Below are 20,665 nucleotides of genomic sequence, written 5' to 3'. Positions count from 1 at the left end.
CCAGTGCATGAGCAGAAAGCGTAGCCCCGCTCCTTCGCGGATCAGCGAAGGGCACCCCTTCCCCCTTGGCGCCACCTGGGACGGCCTCGGCGTCAATTTCGCGCTGTTCTCGGCCCACGCGACCAAGGTCGAGCTGTGCCTGTTCGACGCGCGCGGGGAAAAGGAGATCGAGCGCATCGAATTGCCCGAGTACACCGACGAGATCTGGCACGGCTACCTGCCCGACGCCCACCCGGGGCAGATCTACGGCTACCGGGTGCACGGTCCCTACGAGCCGGATGCCGGCCACCGCTTCAATCCCAACAAATTGCTCCTCGATCCCTACGCCAAGCAGTTGGTCGGCCGCCTGCGCTGGTCCGAGGCGCTGTTCGGCTACACCATCGGCTCGGCCGACGCCGACCTCAGCTTCGACGAGCGCGACAGCGCGCCCTTCGTGCCCAAGTCGAAGGTCATCGATCCGGCCTTCACCTGGGCCGAGCGTCCGCCGGTACGCGTCCCCTGGGACCGCACGGTGATCTACGAAGCCCACCTGCGCGGCCTCAGCATGCGCCATCCGCAGGTCCCGGAGGCGGTTCGCGGGACCTTCGCCGGACTGATGAACGCCGACCTGCTGGCGCACATCCGCCGGCTCGGGGTGACCAGCGTCGAGCTGCTGCCGATCCACGGTTTCGTCGACGACAAGCACCTGCTGGAAAACGGTATGAGCAATTACTGGGGCTACAACAGCATCGCCTTCTTCGCCCCGCACCCGGCCTACCTCGCCAGCGGCCAGGTCAACGAGTTCAAGGAGATGGTCGCGCACCTCCACGACGCCGGACTGGAGCTGATCCTCGACGTGGTCTACAACCACACCGCGGAAGGCAACGAGCTGGGTCCGACCCTGTGCATGCGCGGCATCGACAACGCCTCGTACTACCGCCTGATGCCCGACCAGCGCCGCTACTACATCAACGATTCCGGCACCGGCAACACCCTCGACCTCAGCCACCCCTGCGTGTTGCAGATGGTCACCGACTCGCTGCGCTACTGGGCCACGGAGATGCGCGTGGACGGCTTCCGCTTCGACCTGGCGACCATCCTCGGCCGCCATCCGGACGGTTTCGACGAGCGCCACGGCTTCCTCGTCGCCTGCCGCCAGGACCCGGTGCTGAGCAAGTGCAAGCTGATCGCCGAACCCTGGGATTGCGGCCCCGGCGGCTACCAGGTAGGCGGCTTCCCGCCCGGCTGGGCGGAATGGAACGACCGTTTCCGCGATTGCGTGCGCGCCTACTGGCGCGGCGACGACGGCATGCTGCCGGAACTGGCGCGGCGCCTAACCGCCTCCGGCGATCTCTACGACCAGCGTGGACGGCGGCCCTACGCGTCGGTGAACTTCGTCACCGCCCACGACGGCTTCACCCTGCGCGACGTGGTTTCCTACGATCACAAGCACAACGAGGCCAACGGCGAGAACAACGCCGACGGCAGCGACCACAACCTGTCCTGGAACCACGGCTGCGAGGGCCCCACCGACGACCCGGAGATCCGCGCCCTGCGCCTGCGCCAGATGCGCAACCTGCTGTCCACCCTGCTGCTGTCCCAGGGCACCCCGATGCTGGTCGCCGGCGACGAGTTCAGCCGCACCCAGCAGGGCAACAACAATGTCTATTGCCAGGACAACGAACTGGGCTGGATCGACTGGCGGCTGGACGACGAGGGCCGTTCGCTGCTGGCCTTCACCCAGCGCCTGCTGGCCCTGCGCCAACGCTATCCGATCCTGCGCAGGGGGCGCTTCCTGGTCGGCGAGTACAACGAGGCGCTGGGTGTCAAGGACGTCACCTGGCTGGCGCCCGGCGGCGAGGAGATGACCGAGGAACACTGGCACGACGAGCACGCCCGCTGTCTCGGCGTGCTCCTCGATGGCCGCGCGCAACCCACCGGGATCCTGCGCAGCGGTGAGGATGCCACCCTGCTGCTGATCCTCAATGCCTACCACGACGCGGTGTCCTTCCGTCTTCCCGAGGTGGCCGAGGGCAGCGGCTGGACCTGCCTGCTGGATACCCAACGGCCGGAGGACCCGCTCGGCGAACGCTACCCGTTCGCCAGCGAGTTCCTGGTCGGCGGCCGCAGTTTCCTGCTGTTCGAGCTACAACCGCCGGGCGCCGGAGCGGAAGGATGAACGGCGGGGAAAAAAGCTGAACCGCCCCCGGCACCTCCAGTCGGAACCTGTAGGTGCCGCACGCGGCGCCCGCACATCCACCCTACACAGGAGGACAGCATGAAGATCAGCGACATCATGACCCGCAACGTCCAGGTCGCCGACCCGCAGCAGAGCATCCGCGAGGCGGCCGCCACCATGGCGAGGATCGACAGCGGCGCCCTGCTGGTCGGCGAAGGCGACCGCCTGGTCGGGATGATCACCGATCGCGACATCGCCATCCGCGCGGTAGCCGGCGGCCTGTCCGGGGATACCCCGCTGGGCCGCATCATGAGCGGCGACATCCACTATTGCTTCGAAGACGAAGACGTCCAGCACGTGGCCCGCAACATGGCCGACATCCAGATGCGCCGCCTGCCGGTGCTCAACCGCGAGAAGCGGCTGGTCGGCGTGGTTTCCCTGGGCAACATCGCCAGCTGCCGCGACCAGGCCTCCAGCGCCACCGTCCTGCAGGGCGTCGCCCAGGCCCACTACTGAGCCTTTCTTCCACCCGGCCCGCCTTTGCCATTCCGGCCGAGGCCGGGCCCCAACCGGGAGAACGCCATGAAAGCCGTGGTATTCCATGACATCGGCGACATCCGCCTGGAAGACGTGGCGGAGCCGCGCCTGCAGGAGCCCACCGACGCCATCGTGCGGCTGACCGCCTCGGCGATCTGCGGCACCGACCTGCACTTCGTCCGTGGCAGCGTCGGCGGCATGCGTCCGGGAACCATCCTCGGCCATGAGGGCGTGGGCATCGTCGAGGCGCTCGGCGACGAAGTGCGCAACCTGCAGGTCGGCGACCGGGTGGTGATTCCCTCGACCATCGCCTGCGGCAATTGCGTGTATTGCCGAGCCGGCTACTACGCCCAGTGCGACGTCGCCAACCCCGGCGGCAGCCAGGCCGGCACCGCGTTCTTCGGCGGTCCCCGGGCCAACGGCGGCTTCCATGGGCTGCAAGCCGAGAAAGCGCGGATTCCCTATGCCAACATCGGCCTGATCCGCCTGCCCAGCAGCATCAGCGACGACCAGGCGATACTCCTGTCAGACATCTTCCCCACCGGTTACTTCGGCGCCGAACTGGCCGGTATCGCCCCCGGCAACACCGTCGCCGTGTTCGGCTGCGGTCCGGTCGGCCAGTTCGCCATCGCCAGCGCGTTGCTCCTCGGCGCCGCCAGGGTGTTCGCCATCGACCGCCACCCGGACCGCCTGCACATGGCCCGCCAGCAAGGCGCCGAAGTGATCGACTTCGAGCGCGAGGATCCGGTCCAGGCCCTGCGCTGGCTGACCGCCGGGATCGGCGTGGACCGCGCCATCGACGCCGTCGGCGTGGACGCCGAGCACAGCCATGGCACCGCCACCCCGGCGCCGCGCCAGGAGGGCACCAGCTGGAGTCCCGGCAACGCCCCCGCACAGGCCCTGGAGTGGGCGGTGCAGGGCCTGGCCAAGGCCGGCACCCTGTCGATCATCGGCGTCTACGCCGAAGACTCGCGGCAGTTTCCCATCGGCCTGGCGATGAACCGCAACCTGACCATCCGCATGGGCAACTGCCACCACCGCAAGTACATTCCGCTGCTGCTCGAACATGTGCTCAGCGGACGCATCGACCCGGCGAAGATCCTCACCCAGGTGAAGCCGATCGGCGACGCCATCGAGGCCTTCGAAGCCTTCGACCGCCGCGAGACCGGCTGGATCAAGGTCGAACTGGTGCCGCAGAAGCGCCAGGTCGAGGGCAGCGAGGAACGCCTCGACGAACGCGCGGTGGACGAACTGGCGCGCCGGCCGACGCCGGAAAGCGGCGCCCGGGGGTGATGCATGAGCGCACCGGCACGCCTGCGCATCGGCATTTCCGGCTGGCGCTATGCCCCCTGGAGAGGTGACTTCTATCCCGAGGGGCTGCGCCAGAAGGACGAACTGCGCTTCGCCTCGCGGGCGGTGAACAGCATCGAGATCAACGGCACCTTCTACGCCCTGCAGACGCCCGAGCGCTTCCGCGGCTGGGCCGAGGACACCCCCGAGGACTTCGTTTTCAGCGTCAAGGCCCCGCGTTACATCACCCACGTGCGGCGACTGCGCGAGATCGACGAGCCGCTGGCGAACTTCTTCGCCTCCGGCCCCCTCGCCCTGCGCCAGCGCCTCGGCCCGTTCCTCTGGCAGTTCCCGCCGAGCATGCGCTTCGACCGCGAGCTGTTCGCCGATTTCCTCGCCCGCCTGCCGCGCGACGGCGCCGCCGCGCAGACGCTCGCCCGGCACAGCGCCGCGCGCCTGCACCGCGAGGGCTACCTCGACGGCGATCCGGCGCAGCGCCTGCGGCATGCCGTGGAAATCCGCCATGAGAGCTTCGTCGACCCGACGTTCATCGAGCTGCTGCGCGAATACCGGGTTGCCCTGGTGGTGGCCGATACCGCCGGCAAGTGGCCGCTGCTCGGCGACGTCTGCGCCGACTTCCTCTACCTGCGCCTGCATGGCGACAAGGAACTGTACCGCAGCGGCTATTCGGAAGCGGCCCTGGGCCAGTGGCAGGCACGGATCCGCGCCTGGGCCGGCGGCGACCAGGCCGACGACCTGCGCCGGGCCAGCCAGGACGCCCCGGCGAAGGCGACGGCGCGCGACCTGTACTGCTACTTCGACAACGACGTCAAGGTGCGCGCACCCTACGACGCCCGGCGTCTCCTGCAGCTGCTGGAACTCGACGGCAGCCTGCGCACGGTGCCCGGACAGTTGCCCGATGACCTGCGGGAGAGTGCCGCATGATCCTGCCGCGCCTGCAGGTGCTGACGGTGAACACCCACAAGGGTTTCAACCCGTTCAATCGGCGCTTCATCCTGCCGGAGTTGCGCGAAGCGGTGCGCAGCGTCGGTGCCGACCTGGTGTTCCTCCAGGAGGTCCTCGGCTCCCATAGCCTGCACGCCGCGCGCCTGCCGTCCTGGCCGCCGGCGCCGCAATACGAGTATCTGGCCGACAGCATGTGGCCGCAGTTCGCCTACGGGCGCAACGCGGTGTATCCCGAAGGCCACCATGGCAATGCCGTGCTCTCCAAGCATCCGATCCTCGCCCACCGCAACCTCGACGTCTCGGTGGCGGGCAACGAGGAGCGCGGCCTGTTGCATGCGGTGATCGACATCGGCCGTCCGCTGCACGCGGTCTGCGTGCACCTGGGATTGCGCGAGGCGCAGCGCCAGCGCCAGTTGCAACTGCTCTGCGAACTGGTGGCGGGCCTGCCGGAGCGCGAGCCGGTGGTGGTCGCCGGCGACTTCAACGACTGGCGCCAGCGCGCTGACCAACTGCTCGCCGGTTGCGGCCTGCGCGAAGTCTTCGTCGGCGCCCAGGGCCGGCCGGCGCGCAGCTTCCCGGCGCGCTGGCCGGTGCTGCCGCTGGACCGCATTTACCTGCGCAATGCCCGCGGGCGCCAGCCGCGCATCCTCTCGCGGCGGCCCTGGTCGCACCTGTCCGACCACCTGCCGCTGGCGGTGGAGGTGGAGCCATGAACTTCCCCTGGCGCGACGGCAACCGCGTAGAACTGCTGATCAACGGCGAAGAGTACTTTCCGCGCCTGTTCCAGTGCATCGCCGAGGCGCGCCGGGAGATCCTCCTGGAAACCTTCATCATCTTCGAGGACGAGGTCGGCCGGCAGTTGCAGGAAGCCCTCAGCGCCGCCGCCGAGCGCGGTGTCGAGGTGCAGGTCACGGTGGACGGCTACGGCACCGCCTCGCTCAGCCCGGACTACCTGGCCAGGCTGACCGCCTCCGGGGTTCGCGTGCACCTGTTCGACCCGCGCCCGCGCCTGCTCGGCATGCGCACCAACCTGTTTCGCCGGTTGCACCGCAAGCTGGTGGTGATCGATCGCCGGCAGGCCTTCGTCGGCGGCATCAATTACGGCGAGGACCACCTGGTACGTCGCGGCAACATGGCCAAGCAGGACTACGCGGTGCGCGTCGAGGGCCCGGTGGTGCGCGATATCCGCCAGGCCTGCCTGGCGCTGCTCGAACCGGACGCCGACTACCCGCCGTTGCGGCCGTCGGGCGCCGGGCAGCCGGCGCGGGTGCGCCTGGTGATCCGCGACAACGACCAGTCCAGCGACGACATCGAGCGCGAGTACCTGCAGGCGATCCGCCAGGCGCGGCGACGCCTGCTGATCGCCAACGCCTATTTCTTCCCCGGCTACCGCCTGCTTCGCGAGCTGCGCGATGCGGCGCGCCGCGGCGTGCGCGTCGACCTGGTACTACAGGGCATGCCGGACATGCCGCTGGTGCGCCTGTGCAGCCGGCTGCTCTACGACTACCTGCTGCGCGAGGGCGTGCGTATCCACGAATACTGCCAGCGTCCGCTGCACGGCAAGGTCGCGGTGATCGACGACGACTGGTCGACCATCGGTTCGAGCAATCTCGATCCCCTCAGCCTGTCGCTGAACCTGGAGGCCAACCTGGTGATCCGCGACGTCGCCTTCAACGGCCAGCTCTACCAGCACCTGCGCGAGCTGGCGCGCCGCCACTGCCGGCGCATCAGCCGCCGCCACGCGAGGCGCGGCTACTGGTGGCGAGCGCCGCTGATCTTCCTCGGCTTCCACTTTTCCAGGCACTTTCCGGCTATCGCCGGTTGGGTACCCGCCCATCTGCCGCGCCTGAAATCGCTGGAGCCGCGTCCGTCGCGGCGCTGGCAGGAACGCCAGGGCCAGCGGGGCAACCCATGAACGGCAGCGGTCACGAAGCCACCTCGACGCCGCCGCGCCGCTCTCACTGGCGCTGGCTGCGCAGGCTGCTGACCCTGGCGTTCTTCGTGCTGGTCCCGGTGCTGCTGTTCCTGCTGGTGAAGAATCTCGACTGGCAGGAAGTCCGCCACGCCCTCGGCGAGTATCGCCCCGCGACCCTGTTCCTCGGGCTGCTGCTGGCGGCCGCCGGCTATACGGTGTTCAGCAGCTTCGACCTGCTCAGCCGCTACTACATCGGCCACTCGCTGCCCAAGCGGCGGGTCTTCACCGTGGCGTTCGTGTGCAATGCGTTCAACCTCAACCTGAGTTCCTGGGTCGGCGCCGTGGCGCTGCGCTATCGCCTGTACAGTCGGCTCGGCCTGGACATCGCCGATATCACCCGGATCCTCACCTTCAGCCTGGTGACCAACTGGTTCGGCTACCTGCTGCTCGCCGGCATCCTGTTCAGCTGCGGCCTGCCGGCCTTGCCGCCGGGCTGGAAGCTCGGCAGCGACGGCCTGCGCCTGATCGGCGCCCTGCTCCTGGCGCTGGCCGCAGGCTACCTGCTGGCCTGCCGTTTCGCCCGACGCCGCGCCTGGGGCTGGCGCGAGCATCGGCTGACCCTGCCGTCCTGGCGGCTGGCGGCCCTGCAAGGCCTGCTCGGAGCGAGCAACTGGTCGCTGATGGCGCTCCTGCTGTACAGCCTGCTGCCGCACAGCGTGGATTACCAGAGCGTCCTGGCGATCCTCCTGATCAGCAGCATCGCCGGGGTCATCACCCATATCCCGGCCGGGCTCGGGGTGCTCGAAGCGGTGTTCATCGCCCTGCTCCAGGGGCGCCTGTCCCAGGGCGTGCTGCTGGCCGCGTTGATCGGCTACCGGGTGCTGTATTTCCTCCTACCCCTGGCGCTGGCCTGCGTGGTCTACCTGCTGTTGGAGCGCCGGGCGATCCGCCTGCGCCGCAAACAGCGCCGCCTGCGCCAGGGCCAGGCCTGACTCAGCCGGCCGGACGCAGCAGCAGCGTGCCCAGCGGCGGCAGGTCGAGCACCAGGGACTGCGCCTGGCCATGGGCGCCGCACGACTCGCTGGAGACGCGGCCCTGGCTGCCTGCGCCGGAACCGGCGAACGCCTGGGCGTCGCTATTGAGCAGCACGTCCCAGTCGCCGCCTTGCGGTACGCCGATCCGATAGCCCTGGCGCGGCACCGGGGTGAAATTGTGTACCGCCAGCAGCGATGGCTCGCCGGCCGCGTGGCGCAGCCAGGCGTAGACACTGTTCGCCTGGTCGTCGCCGATCAGCCATTCGAAGCCGAGCGCCTCGCCGTCCCGCGCATGCAGTGCGGGGAGTTCGCGGTACAGCCGGTTGAGGGCCGCCACTAGGTCCTGTACGCCCTGATGCTCCGGATAGCGCAGCAGGTACCAGTCCAGTTCGCCGTCGTGGTTCCACTCGCGCCACTGGCCGAACTCGCATCCCATGAACAGCAGCTTCTTGCCCGGGTGCGACCACATGAAGCTCAGGTACAGGCGCAGGTTGGCGAACTTCTGCCAGCGGTCGCCGGGCATCTTGTCCAGTAGCGAGTGCTTGCCATGTACCACCTCGTCGTGGGAGATCGGCAGGATGAAATGCTCGGAGAAGGCGTAGAGCAGGCCGAAGGTCAACTGGTGGTGGTGATAGCGCCGGTGCAGCGGGTCTTCGCCGATGTACGCCAGGCTGTCGTGCATCCAGCCCATGTTCCACTTATGGCTGAAGCCCAGGCCGCCCTCCGCCACCGGACGGCTGACGCCGGGCCAGGCGGTGGATTCCTCGGCGATCACCAGCGCGCCGGGGGTTTCGCTGGCGACCACCTGGTTGAGGTGATGGAGGAAGTCGATGGCCTCCAGGTTCTCCCGGCCGCCATGGCGGTTCGGCAGCCATTCGCCTTCCTTGCGCGAATAGTCGCGATAGAGCATCGAGGCCACCGCATCCACCCGCAGGCCGTCGACGTGGTAGGTGCGCAGCCAGTGCAGCGCCGAGGCCAGCATGAAGCCGTGCACCTCGCTGCGGCCAAGGTTGTAGATGTAGGTATCCCAGTCCTGGTGGAAGCCTTCGAAGGGATGTTCGTACTCGTACAGCGCCGTGCCGTCGAAACGGCCCAGGCCGTGGGCGTCGGTGGGAAAATGCGCCGGCACCCAGTCGAGGATCACGCCGATGCCGGCCTGGTGGCAGGCGTCGACGAACGCGGCGAAGTCCTCCCGCGTGCCGTAGCGCGCGGTGGGGGCGAACAACCCGAGCGGCTGGTAGCCCCAGGAGCCGCCGAAGGGATGTTCCATCACCGGCATCAGCTCGATATGGGTGAAGCCGAGCTGGCGCACGTAGGGAATCAGCTCCTCCGCCAGTTCCGACCAGTGCGGCGGCCGGCCGTCGCGGTGGCGCCAGGAGCCGGCGTGGACTTCGTAGATCGACAGCGGTGCCGCATAGCCCTGGCGCTCCGCGCGCCGGGCCAGCCAGTCCTGGTCGCGCCACTCGTGGCGCAACGCCGCGCAGGTCTTCGAAGCGGTTCCGGGCGGCGTCTCGCAGGCCAGCGCCAGGGGGTCGGCCTTCAGCGGCAGGAGGCCGTCGTGGCCCTGCAACTCGTACTTGTACAGTTCGCCCTCGCCGAGGCGCGGGACGAACAGTTCCCAGACGCCGGATGGATAGCGTCGTCGCATCGGGTGACGGCGCCCGTCCCAGCCGTTGAAATCACCGACCACCGAGACGCGCACGGCGTTCGGCGCCCAGACCGCGAAGCGCACGCCCTCCACGCCTTCGTGACGGGTCAGTTGCGCGCCCAGGCAGGAGGCCAGTTGGCGGTGGTTGCCTTCGGCGAACAGGTAGAGGTCGAGTTCGCCGAGCAACGGCCCGAAGGCATAGGGGTCTTCGCTTTCCTGCACGCCGTCCGGCCAGTGCACGCGCAGGCTGTAGCGCGGTGGCAGGCGCTCCAGGTGGCGCTGGAACAAGCCGCTGCCGGGGTCGCTCTGCTCCAGTTCGGCGAGCGTCGCGCCGTCTTCGTCGAGCAGCTCGACGCGCTGCGCGCCGGGCAGGTAGGCGCGCAGCACGCCGCCTTCGCCGCCGGGGTCGCGCTGCGGGCCGAGGAAGGCGAATGGGTCGCCCTGCAGGCCGCGCTGCAGCTTGTCCAGCTCCAGTTGCCAGCGTTCGCGTTCGGACATCGGTTCGCTCATCGGTTCTTGCCCTTCAGGAGGTGTTCGGTGAGTTCGGCCAGACCGGCGAGAGGCACTTCCAGCCAGTCGGGGCGGTAGTCGGCTTCGTAGAGCAGTTCGTAGGCGGCCTTTTCCAGGCAGGCCAGGGCCAGCGCCGCCCCCTCGCCTTCGCGACCGTGCCAGGCGTGCATGAGACCCGCCGCGGCGGCCCGATAGCCGGCCAGGAAGGCATCGCGGGCTTCGCTGCGATAGCGCATGGCGACCTTGCGCCGGGCGCTGTCGGCCTGTTCCGAGCTATCGGTGCTCTGCGCGTTGCGCAGGACCATCGCCGCCGCGTAGTCGAACGAGCGCAGCATGCCGCCGACGTCCTTCATCGGACTGTGACGCTGGCGGCGCTCTTCCAGGCTGCGCGCCGGCTCGCCCTCGAAGTCGATGAAGCGTGCGTCGCCCTGGACCATCAGCACCTGGCCCAGGTGCAGGTCGCCGTGAACCCTGATCAGCAGCCCGCCGGCTGCCTGCCGGGCCAGCAGCGGCAGGCGTTCGAGCAGCGCCGGCAGGCGTTCCAGCAGGCGCCGCGCCTGTTCCGCCGCCTCGCCCTGCAACGGCCGTGGCGGCTCGCTCAGGCGTTTGCCGGCTTCGCGCAACTGTTCGGCGATGCGCAGCGCCCAGGCCTGGACGCTGGCTTCGTCGCTCTCGCGGCTGCCGAAGGCCGGATCGTCCGACTCGCCGGCCAGTACGCTGTGCATCTCGCCGAGCCGGGCGCCGAGGTTGGCGGCGAAGCCGCGCAGTTCGGCGAGGCTGTCGTATTGCCCTTCGAGCGCCTCGCTGGCCGCGGATATCTCGTCGCGCACGGCTCGCTCCAGGTTGTCCAGGGTCCAGTTCCAGGCGTCGCCCTGGTTGTTCAGGTAGCCCTGCAGGATCATCAGCGTGTGCGGCTCGCCATCCGCGCCGACCCGCCGTACCTCGCCGAGCAACGGGGCGATGCCGGGGTAGCCGTGGCGGGTCAGGTAGCCGCCGACCTCGATTTCCGGGTGCAGCCCCGGAAGGATCTTGCGCAGCACCTTGAGGACCATGCGCTCGCCGAAGCGGATCGAGCTGTTGGACTGCTCCACCGAGAACGGCAGGACGTCTTCGTCGGCGATGTCGTCCATTTCCGCCAGTCCCGCCGCCGGGATGAACTGGATCTCGCCGTCGCCGTGGGCGATCACCGCCTCGGCGCGGAGTTGCGCGAGGACCTTGCGGGCGAACAGCGGCAGGCTGGCGGCGTCGGTCAGCAGGCCGACCTTGCGACCGCGCCGCAGGCGCGCCAGGGCCAGCAACTGAGGCAGGCTGTCGCCGCGCTGGTCGGCGTCGAGGAAGCCCAGCGGCAACTGGTAGCGCAGCCCGTCGATCTCCACTTCGCACAACGCACAGCGCGGCTCCGCCTCGTCCAGCGGAACGATGTAGCAGAGCCGTGGCTGGCCTTTCTCGCCGGCGAACCAGCGGCGCTTCGGCAGGTAGGCCGGCAGCGTCTCGCCTTCCAGGATGTTCCGCGATGCGCCCTGCAGCAGCTCGCCGAGGCGCTGCTTGACCACCAGGGTCGGCAGTTCCGGCAGGCGCTCGTCGGCGGCCACGTGCCAGCTCGGCATCTGCGTCGCGTCGGCCAGGTAGAACCAGTAGAAGCCGTAGGGCGGCAGGGTCAGCAGGTAGGTCAGCTCGCCGATCGGCGGGAACGACATGCCGCCGATCATCTCCACCGGCACCTTGCCGGCATGGCTGGCGAGGTCCAGTTCCACCGCCTGGGCCGCGCGCGACAGGTTGGCCACGCAGAGGATGCTGTCCTGCCGTTCGCCCTCGGCGTATTCGCGCAGGTAGGCGAGGATCCGTCGGTTGCTCGGCGCGAGCATCTTCAGGCTGCCGCGGCCGAAGGCCTTCTGCTGGCTGCGCACGGCGAGCAGGCGGCGCATCCAGTTGAGCAGCGAATGCGGGTCGCGCGCCTGCGCCTCGACGTTGATCGTCTGGTAGCCGTACAGCGGGTCGAGGATCGGCGGCAGCACCAGCTTCGCCGGGTCGGCGCGGGAGAAGCCGCCGTTGCGGTCCACCGACCACTGCATCGGGGTCCGCACGCCGTCGCGGTCGCCGAGGTAGATGTTGTCGCCCATGCCGATCTCGTCGCCGTAGTACAGGGTCGGCGTGCCCGGCATCGACAACAGCAGGCTGTGCAGCAGCTCGATGCGCCGCCGGTCACGCTCCACCAGCGGCGCCAGGCGCCGGCGGATGCCCAGGTTGAGGCGCGCGCGGCGGTCGGCGGCATAGTGGTTCCAGAGATAGTCGCGCTCGTCGTCGGTGACCATCTCCAGGGTCAGCTCGTCGTGGTTGCGCAGGAAGATCGCCCATTGGCAATTGGCCGGGATGTCCGGGGTCTGGCGCAGGATGTCGGTGATCGGATAGCGATCCTCCTGGGCGATGGCCATGTACATGCGCGGCATCAGCGGGAAGTGGAAGGCCATGTGGCATTCGTCGCCCTCGCCGCCATCCTCGCCGCCGAAGTACGGCCGGGTGTCTTCCGGCCACTGGTTGGCCTCGGCCAGCAGCATGCGGTCGGGATAGTGCGCGTCCAGCTCGGCGCGGATGCGCTTGAGCACCTGGTGGGTCTCCGGCAGGTTCTCGCTGCTGGTGCCGTCGCGTTCGATCAGGTAGGGAATCGCGTCCAGGCGCAGGCCGTCGACGCCCATGTCCAGCCAGTAGCGCATCACCCCGAGCACCTCGCGCAGGACCTGCGGGTTGTCGAAGTTCAGGTCCGGCTGGTGGGAATAGAAGCGGTGCCAGTAGTACTGTTGGGCTACCGGGTCCCAGGTCCAGTTGGACTGCTCGGTGTCGATGAAGATGATCCGCGTACCCTGGTATTTCTCGTCGCTGTCCGACCAGACGTAGTAGTCGCGGGCGCGCGACCCCTTCTTCGCGTGGCGGGCGCGGATGAACCAGGGATGCTGGTCGGAGGTGTGGTTGATCACCAGCTCGGTAATCACCCGCAGACCGCGTCGATGGGCCTCGGCGATGAACCGGCGGGCGTCGGCGAGGCTGCCGTAGTCGCTGTGCACGCCACGGTACTGGGCGATGTCGTAGCCGTCGTCGCGGCGTGGCGACGGGTAGAACGGCAGCAGCCAGAGAGTGTTCACGCCGAGGTCGGCGATGTAGTCGAGCTTCTCGATCAGCCCGGCGAAGTCGCCGATGCCATCGTTGTTGGCGTCGTAGAAGGATTTCACGTGGACCTGGTAGATCACCGCGTCCTTGTACCATTGCGGGTCGTTGAGAAAGACCGGTTTCTCGCGTCTGGCCATGGGTTTCTCCTTATGCGTCGACGCGCCGCACGCGCCAGATGCCGAACGGCAGGTGCCAGGGTTCGATGCGCATCCACTGGACCTTGCCGTGCCAGACCCAGCGATGCCCGTTCATCAGGTCCTCGCCCTGGAGGCTGGCGTCGTCGGGCAGGCCGAACTCCCACAGCGGCAGTTCGAAATGCGCCTCCTGGGCTTCGTGCGGGTCCAGGCAGACCGCCACCAGGACGAAGTTGGCGAGGTCCGCGGTGCGCTTGCCGAAATACAGGATGCGGTCGTTCCAGGCGTTGTAGGCCTGGAACCCGAGGTGCGTCTGCAATGCCGGGTTTTCCCGGCGGATGCGGTTGAGCCGGGCGATCTCGGCGACGATGTTGCCCGGCGCCTGGTAGTCGCGCGGACGCAACTGGTATTTCTCCGAGTCGAGGTACTCCTCCTTGCCCGGCAAGGCCGCCGCCTCGCACAGCTCGAAGCCGGAGTACATGCCCCACAGCCCCGACCCCATGGTCGCCAGGGCGGCACGGATGAGGAAGCCGGGGCGGCCGGAGCGTTGCAGGAACCAGGGATTGATGTCCGGGGTGTTGACGAAGAAGTTCGGCCGGTAGCAGTCGCGCCAGGGTGGCTGGTTGAGTTCGGCGAAGTACTCCGCCAGTTCCTGCTTGTCGTTGCGCCAGGTGAAATAGGTGTAGCTCTGGCTGAAGCCGACCTTGCCCAGGCGCGCCATCATCGCCGGGCGGGTGAACGCCTCGGAAAGGAAGATCACCTGCGGATGGCGGCCGCGCACCTCGGCGATCAGCCACTCCCAGAACGGCAGTGGCTTGGTGTGCGGGTTGTCGACGCGAAACAGCGTCACGCCCTGCTCGACCCAGCCCAGCACCACGTCGCGCAAGGCTTCCCACAGGCTCGGCAGGGCCTGTTCGGCGTAGAAGTCGACGTTGACGATGTCCTCGTACTTCTTCGGCGGGTTCTCCGCGTAGCGCAAGCTACCGTCCGGACGCCAGGCGAACCAGCCGGGATGCTCGCGCAGCCAGGGGTGGTCGGGGGAGCACTGGATGGCGAAGTCCAGCGCCAGTTCCATGCCGTGCTCGCGCACCGCAACGAGCAGCCGGCGGAAATCCTCGCGGTCGCCCAGTTCGGGATGGATCGCCTCGTGGCCGCCCTCCTCGCTGCCGATCGCATACGGGCTGCCGGGGTCGCCGGCCTCGGCACGCAAGGAATTGTTGCGGCCCTTGCGATGGGTGCGGCCGATGGGGTGGATCGGCGGGAAATAGAGAACGTCGAAGCCCATCGCGGCGATCTGCGGCAGGCGCCGGATCACGTCGTCGAAGGTACCGTGGCGTGTCGGGTCGCCGCTTTCCGAGCGAGGAAACAGCTCGTACCAACTGGCGAAGCGCGCCAGCGGTCGCTCCACCTCCACCGGGTATTCGCGGCTGCGCACCAGGTGCTCGCGCGGGCCGACCAGACGCAACAGTTCGCCGGTCTGCGCCGCCAGCCACAGCGCCACCCGCTCCTCGACGCTCTGGCAGGCCTGCAGGCGTTCGGCCAGCGGCGCACAGGCGGCGGCGATCTCCGGACCGCCGCGCTCGGCGCAGCGCTGCAGCAGTTCGTCGCCCTCGCGCAGCTCCAGGTCCAGCGGCAGGCGTGCGCCATGCTTGGCACGCAATTCGCGGCGGTAGCCGGCAAAACGGTCGATCCAGGCCTCGATACGGAAGTACAGGCGGCCGCAGGGCGGCGTGCGCAACTGCGCGCTCCAGAAATCGTTGCCTTCGGGCAGCAGCGGCAGGCGCCGCTCCGCGGTTTCCCCGACACGCCGCCAGACCACCTCGGCACCGAGTACCTCATGGCCATCGGCGAAGATTCGCGCGGCCAGGCGCAGGTCGCGGTCGCTCTCGGTCTTCGCGGGATAGGCACCCTCTTCCACCACAGGGCTGACCGACTCGATGGCGATACGGGGCTGCTGGATGGCGATGACCAGCGGATCATCGTCGCTGTTGCGGACAATCGAACTCATCGAGGCGCGCTCCTCCGGGACGTGGGTTCGGCGATGGGTCGCGAGGCTTCCGCCGGCCTCGAATGGCCGGCGGCGCGGACGGTCATTGATTCCGAGCCCGCCGGCGACCGATTGGTTCAGGTTGATTTACCCAGCGGCTCGCCTCAGGCCTTGCGCCGCGAACGCGAGGCACCGGACTTGGCGCGACCCTTCGCGTCGGCCCCGGCCTTTTCGCTGCCCTTGTCCTTGCCGCCGCCGGCGCGGGAACGCAGGCTGCGCTTGAGCAGGTCGGTGAGATCGATGATGTCGGCGCCCTTGCCAGCCACCTCCTCCTCTTCCTCCACCGCGTGCAGCTGGCCCTTGGCGGCCTTTTCCTCGACCAGCTTCATGATCTTGTCGCTGAAGCTGTCCTTGTATTCGTCCGGCTCCCAGTGGGAGGCCATGTCCTCCACCAGGCGCTTGGCCATCTCCAGCTCGCGCTTGTCGAGTTTCGCCTCGGTGACGCTTTCGTCCAGCTCCAGGCCATCCAGGCTGCGCACCTGCGACGGCCAGCGCAGGGTGATCAGCACCAGGGCGTCCTGCAGAGGCCGCAGGAGCGCCAGGTGCTGGCGGGTGTGCAGGACGACGTTGGCCAGGGCGACCTTGCCGGTGCGCTCCAGGGTCTCCCGGAGCAGCGCGTAGACCTTGCCTCCGCGCCGGTCGGGGGCCAGGTAGTACGGGGTATCGAAGTGCTGCAGGGGAATTTCCTGGCTATCGACGAAAGCGAAGATCTCGATGGTCTGGGTCGACTTGGGATGCGCCGCGCGGATTTCTTCCTCGCTCAGCACCACGTAGCGGCCCTTTTCGTACTCCACGCCCTTGACGATGTTCTCGCGCTCGATCTCCTTGCCGGTGACCTTGTTCACCCGCTTGTAGCCGACCGGCTCCATGCTGCGCTGGTCGAGCCAGTCGAAATCGATGCCCTGCGACGAGGTCGCCGCCGACAGGCTCACCGGTATATGCACCAGGCCGAAGCTGATCGCGCCTTTCCAGATCGCACGCGCCATGCCGGTTTCCTCCTCTTGATGGTTACAGCGTGCCGCCGTCCGCGTAACGCACGCGGCCGTCGGCGGCGATGTCGGTGATGCGCTGGAGCAGGTTGTCGGCGGCGGTCTCGGCGTCGCTCAGGCAACTGCAACCCGGGGTCACTACCCACAGCATGCGTACCGCCGCGCCACGCCGCTTGGGCTGATAGAGGATCAGGCCGACCGGCTGGCAGCGCTCCTGCATCGCGTCGGTCCAGGCGGTACAGGCGTCGAAGTCCTTGAACATGACGGAACTCTCCTCAATGGCTATCGGAAGATGGCGGCGAACGGTTCAGGCAGGCCAGGACATGCAGCACCAGTAGCGCCAGGACCGTCCCGAGCACCGCGGTACCCTGGTGACCGAGTCCGACCGCGACGCCTATGGCGGTGCTGGCCCAGAGACCCGCCGCGGTGGTCAGGCCCCTGACCCGGCTTTCCCGACCTGCCTTGAGGATGGTGCCGGCGCAGAGGAAGCCGATGCCGGCGACGGTGCCCTGGATCACCCGGCTCAGCGCGTCCGCCCCGCCACCCTGCAATTGCAGCGGCATGACGAACAGCGCCGCGCCGAGGGTTACCAGCATGTGCGTGCGCAGGCCGGCGGCCTTGCCGCTCTGCTCGCGCTCGTAGCCGAGTACCGCGCCGAGCGCCGCCGCCAGCAGCAGGCGCAACGCGGCGCGGGCGGTCTGCTCGAAGTCGGCGAGATCGGCGAACTCCTCGCCGAGGATCTTCCACAGCGTCTCCCAGGCGCTCATCGGCGTTGTATCCCGCTGTAGCGCAGGGCACCGCAACGCAGGCAGCGCTCGCAGTCGAAGGTTTCCTCACCCAGTCGCAACGCCGGTTGCCGGCACCAGTCGCAACCGCCGATCAGGCAACGCAAGGTCATCCGGGTCCTCCCGCCGAATCGCTCGGCCAGCCGCCCTTTCCAGCTGTGACCGACGAGACGACGGGAAGGTGCGATCGGATTCGCCAGCGGCGCTCCTCAGGCGGGGATCGCCTTGGTCGCCGCCTCGCGCTGCCAGATCCGGTGCTGCATCAATGCCTGGCGCAGACCGGGGAAGACATCGGTGGCCGTGGCGCCGAGCACCACGCCGGGGTCGCCAGGCAACGAAAGCTGGCTGGCCAGCGCCTGGGCATCGCCAGCGAAGGCCACTGGCTTCAGGTGCTTGTAGGCTTCCAGCAGGTAGTGCAGGCCGCGTCCGTCCGCGCCGATGGCCTGGCTGCTGGCCGCGCCACCAGGCACGAAGACCGCGTCGAAGGCTACCGACGGCAGGCCGTCCCAGGTTCCCTCCGGGATCAGTTCGGCACCGTTTTCGGCCTGCACCGGCGAAGCGCTGGGCGCGATCAGCTTGGCGTCCGCGCCCTCCTGGCGGAGCGCGTCGCGCAGGTCGCTGACGTCGCTCTCGGCGACGCCGTCGGCGATCAGGATCGCCACCTTGCGCGAACGGATATCGCCGGACAGCAGGTTCATCTGGCTCAGCGCCGGCGACGGCTTCGGCTGCGGTGTCGGGTTGGCCGGCGCGGCGAGCTGCACACCGACGTTCGCCGCGACCCTGGCGGCCAGTTGCGGATCGATGTTGAGGAGTATCTGGTTGACTTCGCGCTCACGGATCGATTGCCGCTCGACCTTGGACAGTTCGAAGCTGTAGGCGGCGACGATATGCGCCTGCTCGGCCTCGCTCATGCTGTGCCAGAACAATGCGGCCTGGCTGAAATGATCGGCGAAGGAGTCGGCACGCTTGCGCAGCTTGCTGCCGCTGACCGGCTCGTGGTAGGTGGAGAAGCCGCCGTTGCGCGCCGCCGGCGGGGTTTCCTTCGGCCAGCCGCCGTCGATCGAGTTCGGTTCATAGGAAGCCCGGCCGCGGTTGATGGTCTGCCGGTGCGGCGCGTCGCGCTGGTTGTTGTGGAACGGACACAGCGGGCGGTTGATCGGGATTTCGTTGAAGTTCGGCCCGCTCAGGCGCAGCAGTTGGGTGTCGGTATAGGAGAACAGCCGACCCTGCAACAGCGGGTCGTTGGTGAAGTCGATTCCGGGGACCACGTGGCCGACGTGGAACGCCACCTGTTCGGTCTCGGCGAAGAAATTGTCGGGGTTGCGGTTGAGTACCATCCGCCCCACCACCCTTACCGGCACCAACTCCTCGGGCACCAGCTTGGTGGGGTCGAGCAGGTCGAAGTCGAAGCTGTCCTGCTGGTTCTCCGGGATCACCTGCAGGCCCAGCTCCCATTCGGGATAGTCGCCCTTCTCGATGTCCTCCCAGAGGGTCCGCCGGTTGAAGTCGGGGTCCTTGCCGGCGAGCTTCTGCGCCTCGTCCCAGACCAGCGAGCAGGTCCCGGACTTCGGTCGCCAGTGGAACTTGACCAGCACGCTCTCGCCGGCCGCGTTGACCAGGCGGAAGGTGTGCACGCCGAAGCCCTGCATGTTGCGGTAGGCGATCGGAATGGCGCGATCGGACATCAGCCACATGACCATGTGCGCCGACTCCGGGGTCAGCGAAACGAAGTCCCAGAAGGTGTCGTGGGCAGACGCTCCGGTGGGAATCTCGTTGTGCGGTTCGGGTTTCACCGCATGGACGAAGTCGGGGAACTTGATCGCATCCTGGATGAAGAACACCGGCATGTTGTTGCCGACCAGGTCGAAGTTGCCTTCGTCGGTATAGAACTTCACGGCGAAGCCGCGTACGTCACGCACCGTATCCGCGGACCCGCGCGGCCCCTGCACGGTGGAGAAACGCACGAAGACCGGGGTACGCTTGCCCGCCTCGGCGAGGAAGCCGGCCTTGGTCAGGTCGCTGAGGTCCTCGTAGGCCTCGAAGTAGCCATGCGCCGCCGAGCCACGAGCGTGGACCACGCGCTCGGGAATGCGCTCGTGGTCGAAGTGGGTGATCTTCTCGCGCATGATGAAGTCTTCGAGCAACGACGGTCCGCGCTCGCCGGCCTTCAGGGTGTTCTGGTTATCGGCGATGCGGGTGCCGGTATTGGTGCTCAGGGCCTCTCCGGTGGCGTCCTCGCGATAGGCCTCCAGCTGTTCCAGCTTGGCGTTGCTGTTGCCACGGTCGACGGTGTCGGTGCCGGCCGCCTGGCTGCGCTGCTCGTTGTTCTGCTCGCTCATCGGTTTCCTCTCCTCATCCTGGGCATGAAAATGGGGCGGATGCCTCCCTGCTCCGCCCCATTCACTTCACTGCGCGGTTATCAGTTCCCGCCGTGGCTGCGCTGGCCACCTTTCTTGCCAGCCTCGGAGGCCCGCTGCGGATCGTTCTTGAAGTTGCCGCCGCTGGCCTGGCCGCCCTTCTTGCCGGCCTCCGAAGCACGTTTCGGGTCTTCCGCGAAGTTGCCTTTACCACCTTGATGCTGTGCCATTTCTATTTCCTCCGAATAATCTCTTCAGAACAGATTTCATGGACGCATGCGTTGCGCATGCCCTAACTCTGAGAGGGTGTTTCGCCAGTGGTTCAGATTATTTTCAGCGAATGAAAGCGAAGCGCTTTGCCAGCATGTTTCGAGCGCAATCCATAGGGTTCAAAGATCCTTGCCTTATTCCATTGCCAGCATTGACAGGAATCCCCGAATTGCGTCAGATGAAAGCCCGCACATCTCGGAGGAGCACCATGAAACCCTACGAGCATCCGGCCTACAGCGATCCCGTGGTAAGCAACGAAGAACCCGATCGCGATTGCCATGAATGGAATTTCGAACCGGGAGACAGTGATCAGGAACCCTACCCCGAATATCATGGAGCGAATACCGAAGAATGCCCAGGCGGAGGCACTTAATTATTCTTTTCTATTGCAACCCCTGACATTCCGATAGACCCATTCAATAATTAATCGTCGAACTTTAAAACAAATGGAACTCGCCATGGAAAACAGTGACGAAGTGCGATTCCAGCACTATTTCATTTCTCTCGTCGAACAGGTGGCGAAACCGCTTTTCGTCGACTCCTGCGAAGAGGCGCGCAGCTACGGCCTGGACTGCAACGTGGACCTCGACCTCGACGAGGACGGCCATCCTCGCCTGCGCCTGGAAGTCGGCGAGCCGGGAGGCGAGAAAAGCCACTACAGCCTGCTGGCGATTCCCGGCGAGCGGGTCATCCATCGCCAGTACCTGGCCGGGGCCCAGGAATGGCACAGCCTGCCGGCCGAGCTGGCGTCGATCAACCCGATGGTGCTGGACAGCGAGCTGGCGGTATTCTTCCGCCGCGCCTTCGACCTTCGCCTGGAGGGCCCCGAACGCCGTCACCCGGCCGGCTTCTGGTAAGGCCCT

The 20,665-nt window shown here is 67.7% G+C and carries 17 protein-coding genes; 8 read left to right on the top strand and 9 right to left on the bottom strand.

Annotated features, from left to right (window positions below; all coding sequences use genetic code 11):
- The first annotated feature begins 7 nt into the window (after positions 1 to 7).
- The 7 genes from glgX (at position 8) to HMPREF1224_RS41580 (ending at position 7,858) form a co-directional block, all read left to right on the top strand.
- Positions 8 to 2,158 carry a glycogen debranching protein GlgX gene (gene glgX / locus HMPREF1224_RS41610; RefSeq protein WP_003113651.1) on the top strand — a complete coding sequence of 717 codons (2,151 nt, stop codon included), beginning with the start codon at positions 8 to 10 and terminating at the stop codon, positions 2,156 to 2,158.
- Between the two features lie 99 nt (positions 2,159 to 2,257).
- Positions 2,258 to 2,674 carry a CBS domain-containing protein gene (locus HMPREF1224_RS41605; protein WP_003088942.1) on the top strand — a complete coding sequence of 139 codons (417 nt, stop codon included), beginning with the start codon at positions 2,258 to 2,260 and terminating at the stop codon, positions 2,672 to 2,674.
- Positions 2,675 to 2,740: 66 nt separating this feature from the next.
- Complete coding sequence (locus HMPREF1224_RS41600) at positions 2,741 to 3,988, top strand: zinc-dependent alcohol dehydrogenase (protein ID WP_003088939.1); 1,248 nt, start codon at positions 2,741 to 2,743, stop codon at positions 3,986 to 3,988.
- A 3-nt stretch (positions 3,989 to 3,991) separates the two neighbouring features.
- Complete coding sequence (locus HMPREF1224_RS41595) at positions 3,992 to 4,930, top strand: DUF72 domain-containing protein (protein WP_010794148.1); 939 nt, start codon at positions 3,992 to 3,994, stop codon at positions 4,928 to 4,930.
- Positions 4,927 to 5,664 (top strand): endonuclease/exonuclease/phosphatase family protein, encoded by a 738-nt coding sequence (locus HMPREF1224_RS41590; protein WP_003118105.1) that lies wholly within the window; start codon positions 4,927 to 4,929, stop codon positions 5,662 to 5,664. The genes HMPREF1224_RS41595 and HMPREF1224_RS41590 overlap by 4 nt, the downstream gene beginning before the upstream one ends.
- Positions 5,661 to 6,866, top strand: a complete 1,206-nt coding sequence (clsB, locus tag HMPREF1224_RS41585; RefSeq protein WP_003113648.1) for a cardiolipin synthase ClsB — start codon at positions 5,661 to 5,663, stop codon at positions 6,864 to 6,866. The genes HMPREF1224_RS41590 and clsB overlap by 4 nt, the downstream gene beginning before the upstream one ends.
- Positions 6,863 to 7,858 (top strand): lysylphosphatidylglycerol synthase domain-containing protein, encoded by a 996-nt coding sequence (locus tag HMPREF1224_RS41580; RefSeq protein WP_010794147.1) that lies wholly within the window; start codon positions 6,863 to 6,865, stop codon positions 7,856 to 7,858. Before clsB ends, HMPREF1224_RS41580 begins: the two co-directional genes overlap by 4 nt.
- A 1-nt stretch (position 7,859) precedes the next feature.
- Here the strand turns inward: HMPREF1224_RS41580 and glgB are convergent, their stop codons facing one another.
- The 9 genes from glgB to HMPREF1224_RS41535 form a co-directional block, all read right to left on the bottom strand.
- Positions 7,860 to 10,058: a 1,4-alpha-glucan branching protein GlgB gene (gene glgB, locus HMPREF1224_RS41575; protein ID WP_010794146.1), complete on the bottom strand. Its 2,199-nt coding sequence runs from the start codon at positions 10,056 to 10,058 to the stop codon at positions 7,860 to 7,862.
- A complete protein-coding gene (gene treS, locus HMPREF1224_RS41570; RefSeq protein WP_003088929.1) occupies positions 10,055 to 13,357 on the bottom strand; it encodes a maltose alpha-D-glucosyltransferase in 3,303 nt (1,100 codons plus the stop codon). The genes glgB and treS overlap by 4 nt, the downstream gene beginning before the upstream one ends.
- A gap of 10 nt (positions 13,358 to 13,367) precedes the next feature.
- The gene (locus HMPREF1224_RS41565) at positions 13,368 to 15,362 is read right to left on the bottom strand and encodes an alpha-1,4-glucan--maltose-1-phosphate maltosyltransferase (RefSeq protein WP_003113645.1); all 1,995 of its coding nucleotides are present in this window, start codon (positions 15,360 to 15,362) and stop codon (positions 13,368 to 13,370) included.
- Between the two features lie 143 nt (positions 15,363 to 15,505).
- Positions 15,506 to 16,387 carry a non-homologous end joining protein Ku gene (locus tag HMPREF1224_RS41560; protein WP_003100825.1) on the bottom strand — a complete coding sequence of 294 codons (882 nt, stop codon included), beginning with the start codon at positions 16,385 to 16,387 and terminating at the stop codon, positions 15,506 to 15,508.
- A 22-nt stretch (positions 16,388 to 16,409) separates the two neighbouring features.
- Entirely contained in the window at positions 16,410 to 16,652 is a 243-nt protein-coding gene (locus tag HMPREF1224_RS41555) for a hypothetical protein (protein ID WP_003088922.1), read from the bottom strand.
- 13 nt (positions 16,653 to 16,665) lie between these two features.
- Positions 16,666 to 17,157: an MgtC/SapB family protein gene (locus HMPREF1224_RS41550; protein ID WP_003088919.1), complete on the bottom strand. Its 492-nt coding sequence runs from the start codon at positions 17,155 to 17,157 to the stop codon at positions 16,666 to 16,668.
- The gene (locus HMPREF1224_RS46030; protein ID WP_003088917.1) at positions 17,154 to 17,288 is read right to left on the bottom strand and encodes a PSPA7_2676 family Cys-rich small protein; all 135 of its coding nucleotides are present in this window, start codon (positions 17,286 to 17,288) and stop codon (positions 17,154 to 17,156) included. Before HMPREF1224_RS46030 ends, HMPREF1224_RS41550 begins: the two co-directional genes overlap by 4 nt.
- A gap of 96 nt (positions 17,289 to 17,384) precedes the next feature.
- On the bottom strand, positions 17,385 to 19,514 hold the full coding sequence (gene katE / locus HMPREF1224_RS41540) for a catalase HPII (protein ID WP_010794145.1): 2,130 nt from the start codon (positions 19,512 to 19,514) through the stop codon (positions 17,385 to 17,387).
- Positions 19,515 to 19,594: 80 nt separating this feature from the next.
- The gene (locus tag HMPREF1224_RS41535) at positions 19,595 to 19,762 is read right to left on the bottom strand and encodes a con-10 family general stress protein (protein ID WP_003088912.1); all 168 of its coding nucleotides are present in this window, start codon (positions 19,760 to 19,762) and stop codon (positions 19,595 to 19,597) included.
- A 498-nt stretch (positions 19,763 to 20,260) separates the two neighbouring features.
- On the opposite strand from HMPREF1224_RS41535, the gene HMPREF1224_RS41530 reads away from it, so the two are divergent.
- Positions 20,261 to 20,659 carry a hypothetical protein gene (locus HMPREF1224_RS41530; protein WP_003100818.1) on the top strand — a complete coding sequence of 133 codons (399 nt, stop codon included), beginning with the start codon at positions 20,261 to 20,263 and terminating at the stop codon, positions 20,657 to 20,659.
- Positions 20,660 to 20,665 lie beyond the last annotated feature (6 nt).

This window comes from Pseudomonas sp. P179, from assembly GCF_000478485.2.
In the GTDB taxonomy this organism is placed as follows: Bacteria; Pseudomonadota; Gammaproteobacteria; order Pseudomonadales; family Pseudomonadaceae; genus Pseudomonas; species Pseudomonas aeruginosa.
Note: the sequence above shows the minus strand (reverse complement) of the source record. Positions and strands in the feature narration are given on the sequence as shown.